We start from the raw sequence: 6,434 nt of genomic DNA, 5'->3' as shown, positions 1-6,434 counted from the left end.
AAGGCACTGAAATCAACCCTACAGCTATCGCTCTCTAAAGGTCAAAAGCTTATCATAGATGTATTCGATAGCTACAACCTAAGCCTATATCAAATCAACACGCTTGAGATAGTACAAGACAGTCGTAATCGTTGGTATGCGTGTATTACTGTTAAAGACTTTCCTAAGCAAGTAAGTGGTAAGGGCAACGTTGGAATTGATTTGGGCTTAAAAGAGTCTGCTAATACCTCAATGGGTGATAAACTTACTATTAAGCAGACTCAAAAATGGGCTAAAAAGCTTGCTATCGCTCAACGTGCTAACAATAAAAAACGTGTTAAAGCAATACACGCCAAAATCAAAAATTCAAGATTAGACCTAATTCATAAATTCACCACCAAGCTTGTTAAAGACAATGCCTTAATTGTGGTCGGTGATGTTAAATCACGCTCATTTACCAATAAAAAAACCAATCTAGCTAAATCAACATACGATGCAGGATGGTTTGAACTTAAACGACAACTGGAATATAAATGCAAGCATGCAGGTTGTCAGCTTGAGATCGTAAATGAGAGTTACACTACCCAGACCTGCTCGTGCTGCCACAAAATAAGTGACAGTAGTCCGAAAGGTATAGCAGGCTTGCGAATAAGAGGATGGACTTGTGCTGAGTGTGGCACATGGCATGATAGAGATATCAATGCGGCTAAGAACATCCTTGCGGTCGGGCTTGACCGTCTAGCTGTAGGAATCCCCTCGGTTTAGCGAGGGGAGGAGGTCAAAAATAGTATTTGATTCCGTTATGACAAAATAGTTATTTATAATTATTTTCTGACAGGGTTTGTTTCAGAAGATTTGTTGGGTAGCTGTCACCTAACCATGGTTACGTTATCGGGTTCATAACGCTTAAATAGAGAGGGTTAACTTACTCCCATAAAAAAAGACTCATATCTATGAGTCTTTTTTTGAGTTGGTATTGAATTAGTTTTGAAATGGTTTTAAACGGACTGTGCCATTTAGAACTTATTGCTGAGGCGGCCAAGGACGATCTGCATCACTCTCAATCCATTCTGCCACGTATCCTGTGGGCGGCATTTTCCAATCCGATTTGCCCAAAGCATCTAATACTTTTTGGCTTTCAATGACTCGGCCGCCTTTGGTTACTCCGGTACGCAGCAGCGCAGTAGAGCAAGGTTTACCTTTCACCCACATTGACTGCTCCACATAAATCCAGCGCTCATCAATGGCGGCAATACGGGTCTTGATGGTGACCAGATTGAAGGCTCGGATACGCTTACGATATTGGATGGTACTGCCAGCGACCACTAAGCCCCAACGGTTTTCGAGTAGCTTTTTACCGAGTCCAGAACGAATGGCAAAATCGGTACGGCCAAGATCATATAAGGTAAACACGCGGCCGTTATTCATCTCAAGAAAGTTATCGATATCGGTTAAGCTGCAGCGAAACGTCATCTTTGCAGTATCTGTAAGATCAACCGTATCGCCTTTTTTATGAGCGGAAATCGCTTTGACAATAGATTTGGTATAACGATAAAAAGGGTACATATGACAGTCTCAAAAATTAGATTAGGGCATCGATTATGCTGAAAATAATCTTGATTTCAAAGCAGCAGACGTGCCTAGACCGTCACAGATCACTGGTATTAGACAATTTGCTGGTCCTATGATTGGTTCGCTATCCCAATAAAATTAAAATAGTCTACTACGGTTTCTGGGATCCAATTAATATCGAACTTTTTTTGATCTGCCAGATAGCGTAGATAGCCAATATGACCGCCATGCGCAGTGTCTATTAAGGTTACCGATTCGGAGACATCGTTTTGGGTAGCGGTAAAACCAATAAAAGGATCGTCCATCGCACTGATCAATAACAGGGGTTTTGCCACATCGATTAAATAGGGCAGGGCAGAAGCACTGTGATAATAATCATTATTTGAGCGGTAGCCATGGCGTGGAGCGGTAAAGATATGGTCAAAGTCGCTGATACGATCGACCGCTTTAATGGCGTCAATTTCTTCGTCGCTGATTTCGTTTTTTAATGCCTTTTTGATAATGGGATTGAGCAAATAGGGGGTATAAATTCTCTGTCCCAAGAAGCTTTGCATGTTCATTGCTGCTGACGACATGTCTACCGGAGAGGAGATAGACACAGCGCCTTTACAGCACGCTTCTTCAGCATATTCACCCATATATTTTGCTAAAGCATTACCGCCAAGCGAGACGCCAACGGTATAAATATTTTCATATTTTTGGCTTAGTATTTGTAGCATGTGGTGTACTTCATCGGTATCCCCTGCGTTATAAAATACCCGGCCGCTGGCAGGAATACCGCCACAGCTACGGAAGTGAGCCACCACGAAGTGCCAGCCTTGAGCATGGATTTGATGCGCCAAAGCGCGGGCATAGTGGCTGTCACTGCTGCCTTCCATACCATGAAACAGCACTACTAACGGCGTTTGTTCCAGTTGCTCTTGGCTGCTGTCTAGCGGATGGGCATCATAAAAATCATAGGCCACATCGCTTTCATCTAGTGAATCGCGGATGATTTCACGTCTGTAGGTGGGTGGCTTGGGCGCAAAAAACTTGGGCAAAATAGTTTGCAAATGGGGATTGGTTAACCAAAAAGGGGGATCGAAAGGGGTAGGCGTAAAGCTAGGCCCTTCAGTGTTATTTGAGGTAACTTTAGTCTGAGAGTTGGCTTTATTCGCAGTGTTTGAACTCTTTTTAGAAGAATCAAAGTCAGTTTTTGGTTTAGATTTAATTTTTTGTTTTAACTGAGACAGCATAAGGGATCACTCTGATTATTGTTAGGATTAAAATTATTGGATTAATGCCCTTATGATGGACTCAAAGTAAACAAAAACCAACCTTTTTCAGTGAACGATCGGTTACTGAGATTTGTTATATTATGTTAATCTTCATCGACTTCATTTTCTACTTGCTCAAGCACCCTGCCGTCCATTCCCAGTCGTTCTTTTAAGGTCTCTATATCAGCTTCAGGCAAGGTAACGTTTAGGGTTACTGCCTTACTATAAGCGACTTCGCCAACCTCACCACCCATGTCTTCCACCACATAACGCACTTGTGATTCATTGGCAAAATCTGCCTCAATTTTCACTTGAGCCATGGGGACATAAGGGGTTAAGACCATCTCATCTACCGCCGCTTGGGCAGAGCCGGCATAGGCTCGGGTCAAACCGCCAGCCCCCAGTTTGATACCGCCGAAGTAACGCACTACGATGATAATGACATTGCCAATACTTTTGTGCTGCAATACATTTAGGATAGGGCGCCCCGCAGTGCCATTGGGTTCACCGTCATCATCAAAGCCGGCACTGGTAGTGTTATTAGGATCACCGATAATATAGGCCCAACAGTGATGACGGGCATCAGGATATGTTTCACGCAGCTGTTCCACGTGAAACATAGCTTTTTCACGGCTGTGTACCGGATAAGCATAAGTGATAAATTCTGACTTCTTAATGTCAAGTCGGGCAGTAACAGGGGCGGCTAAAGTTTGATAAGTCATAAAGGCTAACTCTTATTAAAAGAGACTGGTATTAAAAGAGACTAGTATAAAAAAAGCACTGGAATAAAAAGTATGCGATTAAAAAAAGTCATCAATTTTAGAGACAGTGGGTGTGGTAAACTGGTGACCATACAATCTACATCTGTAGTAACACAAAAATATTTATAACCCGATACAGTATCATTTAAGCAAAGGTATATATAACCAAATTATATCTAGCATAACTATATCAGTTATAAAGCCAAGGATAACATAAATGCGTTTAGACAAATTTATCAGTAAGGCTACCGAGCTGTCGCGTAAAGAAGCCAAAAAAGTGCTCCATGCCAGTGAGATTACGGTCAATGATGAAGTGATAAAAGATGGCAGTGTGCATGTTGATGTGCTCAATGATGAAGTGATGTGGGCCGGTGAGCCTTTATCCGTTGCCACCGGTAGTCGTTATTTACTGCTGTATAAGCCTGAAGGCTTTGAATGTACTTTAAAGCCCAAAGAGTATCCCATGGTGACCGAGCTTATCGCCATACCTGAGCTGGGTAACTTGCGAATTGCAGGCCGCTTAGATGTCGATACCACAGGGGCTTTACTATTAAGTGATGACGGCAGCTGGCTACACCGTGTGACCAGTCCGCGTCATTTGCATGAAAAAGTATATGAGCTGACCCTAGCGGATCCCATGGATGAAACAGAGCAGGCCCATGCCGTTAAGAAGGTGGCTCAAGGTATCTTGTTAGATGGGGATTACGAGCCGACCAAACCAGCGACGTTAGAGTTTATCGATGAGACCCATGCCCGTCTTATCTTAACTGAAGGCAAATATCATCAGGTGAAACGGATGATGGGCTACTTCGGTAATAAAGTTATCGAGCTACACCGTGCCAGTATTGGTGGCATTACTTTAGAAGGTCTGGAGAAGGGGGAGAGCCGCTTCTTGACCGAAGATGAGATCAATAGCTTCTAATTGATAGTAAGTTTATTTACTTTTTTATTGAAATGGGCGCTTTAGGTGCTCATTTTTTTGTCTATTATTTGATGCCTTGCATTGATAGTATTACTATGAATAGCTTAATAAAAGATAAGAAAATAATCGTTCAGACAAATATAACAAGTAGGAGTAAGGGAGAATGACTTCAATAATTAAACCAATATTGGGTGCCAGTTCTGGTGTTTTTTTATTAGCGGGTTTAATAGGATGCCAGAGTACCGTTATTGCGGACAATAGTGAACAGGCGAATTCTCAATTGCCCATCGTTAAAGTGGAGCGATCCAGTTATGGCGATGAATTATTTTACAGCTATCCCTTTAAGACCTCAGACTTGTATCAAGTGAGAACAATGAAAGCGCAGGGAGGCAAGTTGGTTTACCGTAATGACTGTTTGGCGTTATTTAATGGCTCTAAATACGTGACTCCGGTCTTTCCTAATGCAGTAACTGTCTTTGATAAACAAAATCAAACCTTAGAGATGCTACAGGTCAAATTCAATATGCAGGACATGATTATGGCAGGTGGCTTTGAGCAGTCGGCTGAAGATTATCTAAAGCAGAATCAGACAGTGACACAAGCCCCTGATCGCTGTTTACTCGATGAAGTGATGGTGTTAGATGGGGTCCCAGACAATTTGGGTAGAGTGTATGATGGGCTAGATGATTAGTGCATTGAGATAGATAGCCGAGCTAGATAGTGAGCGCCTAACAAAAAGTAACGAATAGAGTCATCTGAGTAAGATAGATAGGATATTATTATATAAATTTCTATAGTTAATTGATGTCTATTTAGGAGCTTTCATGCCACACTTTTCAAAAAAGCCCAGTGCAACAAGGAATAAGTTTTTGGCTTTGTCGTTACTGGCGTCTATCACGCTGTCCCCTTTGGCCGTAATGTCCTCAGCTCAAGCTGACCTAGAAATATTTAATAATGCCTATGACAAGATAGCCGCAAATAGCAATACACAACTAAAAGCTCCTAGTGAGCAGCAAAAGCAGAAGATCACACAACTGCTTCAGGGGGCAGGCATGACCGCTCCTATCACCTCAATTACGCCCTCAAAACTGCCTTCTATGTATCAGATTACGCTGGCTCAAATCCCTGGGGCTGAGCCACAACTGCCGCTGCATATTACCGCGGATGGTAACTACATCTTGCAAGGTGAGCTAAATGCCAACCCCAGTCCAAAAAAATCTACCCCACCAAAAGAAGTACCGAGCAAAACACTCAGTGGTATGCCGGTTAGCAAAGATTTGCGAGCTTCCATATTGGCCAACAGCAGCTTACTAAAAAATATTACTCCTGAAGTGGCGTTATATCATACCGCAGTGCCTGGAGTCATTTGGGGTACTACTTTTAATGGCCAGCCTTTTATTACCAATACCGAGGCCAGCGTCTTTATCAGCGGTGAGGTTTCAGTCATCAAAAATGGTCAATTTGCTGGCTTAGATTCTGACTTTGAGAAAAAGAAGAATTTGCATGTGCTGTCGCAATTGGATGAGGAAAACTTGGTCATCTATCCGGCTACCACTAAAGAGCAGGCGGTAATCTATGTTGCCACCGATATTAATTGTCCTTATTGCCGGATCATGCACCAGGATATGGCCAATCTAAACGCCAAAGGCATCACCGTAAAAGTAATCGGCTATCCTTATTATGACGAGTCGCCGGAGCAGATGCGTCAAATTTGGTGTGAGACTGACAAACAGGCTCGTCGCCAAGCTTTAGATAAAGCAATGGCGGGAGAGGCTGTGGCTAAGACTTGTGGCAATACCACGGTAAATCATATGAAGGACAATCATAGGAAAGCTGCTGGCCTTGCGGTATTTGCGACACCGGCCATTTATCGTGAAGATGGGGTACAATTCAATGCGCCTTACCAAGACCCTGGCTTTTTAGCCTTCTTAGGGGTGCAATAAT

General features: G+C 42.8%; 7 protein-coding genes. 4 read left to right on the top strand and 3 right to left on the bottom strand.

Going from position 1 to position 6,434, the window contains the following annotated elements:
- On the top strand, positions 1-744 hold a 744-nt coding region (locus A1019T_RS01635; RefSeq protein WP_077450134.1), incomplete at its 5' end, for an RNA-guided endonuclease InsQ/TnpB family protein.
- Positions 745-1,002: 258 nt separating this feature from the next.
- Here the strand turns inward: A1019T_RS01635 and A1019T_RS01630 are convergent.
- The 3 genes from A1019T_RS01630 to A1019T_RS01620 form a co-directional block, all read right to left on the bottom strand.
- A complete protein-coding gene (locus A1019T_RS01630) occupies positions 1,003-1,545 on the bottom strand; it encodes an acyl-CoA thioesterase (RefSeq protein WP_077450133.1) in 543 nt (180 codons plus the stop codon).
- Between the two features lie 116 nt (positions 1,546-1,661).
- Positions 1,662-2,786, bottom strand: a complete 1,125-nt coding sequence (locus tag A1019T_RS01625; RefSeq protein ID WP_077450132.1) for a YheT family hydrolase — start codon at positions 2,784-2,786, stop codon at positions 1,662-1,664.
- 125 nt (positions 2,787-2,911) lie between these two features.
- Positions 2,912-3,529 (bottom strand): YigZ family protein, encoded by a 618-nt coding sequence (locus A1019T_RS01620; RefSeq protein WP_077450131.1) that lies wholly within the window; start codon positions 3,527-3,529, stop codon positions 2,912-2,914.
- A gap of 256 nt (positions 3,530-3,785) precedes the next feature.
- Here A1019T_RS01620 and A1019T_RS01615 point away from each other — a divergent pair, with 256 nt between their 5' ends.
- The 3 genes from A1019T_RS01615 (at position 3,786) to A1019T_RS01605 (ending at position 6,433) form a co-directional block, all read left to right on the top strand.
- On the top strand, positions 3,786-4,490 hold the full coding sequence (locus tag A1019T_RS01615; RefSeq protein WP_077450130.1) for a pseudouridine synthase: 705 nt from the start codon (positions 3,786-3,788) through the stop codon (positions 4,488-4,490).
- A gap of 163 nt (positions 4,491-4,653) precedes the next feature.
- Positions 4,654-5,181, top strand: coding sequence for a hypothetical protein (locus tag A1019T_RS01610; RefSeq protein ID WP_077450129.1), 528 nt, complete (start codon positions 4,654-4,656; stop codon positions 5,179-5,181).
- A 133-nt stretch (positions 5,182-5,314) separates the two neighbouring features.
- Positions 5,315-6,433: a thioredoxin fold domain-containing protein gene (locus A1019T_RS01605; RefSeq protein ID WP_244156490.1), complete on the top strand. Its 1,119-nt coding sequence runs from the start codon at positions 5,315-5,317 to the stop codon at positions 6,431-6,433.
- Position 6,434 lies beyond the last annotated feature (1 nt).

This window comes from Psychrobacter piechaudii, from assembly GCF_900162825.1.
GTDB lineage: Bacteria > Pseudomonadota > Gammaproteobacteria > Pseudomonadales > Moraxellaceae > Psychrobacter > Psychrobacter piechaudii.
The sequence above is the reverse complement of the archived record's forward strand: the minus strand, read 5'-3'. Positions and strand labels throughout refer to the sequence as shown.

What these genes read in the sequence shown, in the direction of transcription:
- A1019T_RS01630 (WP_077450133.1), bottom strand. Translation starts at nt 1,545, where the DNA reads ATGTACCCTTTTTATCGTTATACCAAATCTATTGTCAAAGCGATTTCC.
- A1019T_RS01625 (WP_077450132.1), bottom strand. Translation starts at nt 2,786, where the DNA reads ATGCTGTCTCAGTTAAAACAAAAAATTAAATCTAAACCAAAAACTGAC.
- A1019T_RS01620 (WP_077450131.1), bottom strand. Translation starts at nt 3,529, where the DNA reads ATGACTTATCAAACTTTAGCCGCCCCTGTTACTGCCCGACTTGACATT.
- A1019T_RS01615 (WP_077450130.1), top strand. Translation starts at nt 3,786, where the DNA reads ATGCGTTTAGACAAATTTATCAGTAAGGCTACCGAGCTGTCGCGTAAA.
- A1019T_RS01610 (WP_077450129.1), top strand. Translation starts at nt 4,654, where the DNA reads ATGACTTCAATAATTAAACCAATATTGGGTGCCAGTTCTGGTGTTTTT.
- A1019T_RS01605 (WP_244156490.1), top strand. Translation starts at nt 5,315, where the DNA reads ATGCCACACTTTTCAAAAAAGCCCAGTGCAACAAGGAATAAGTTTTTG.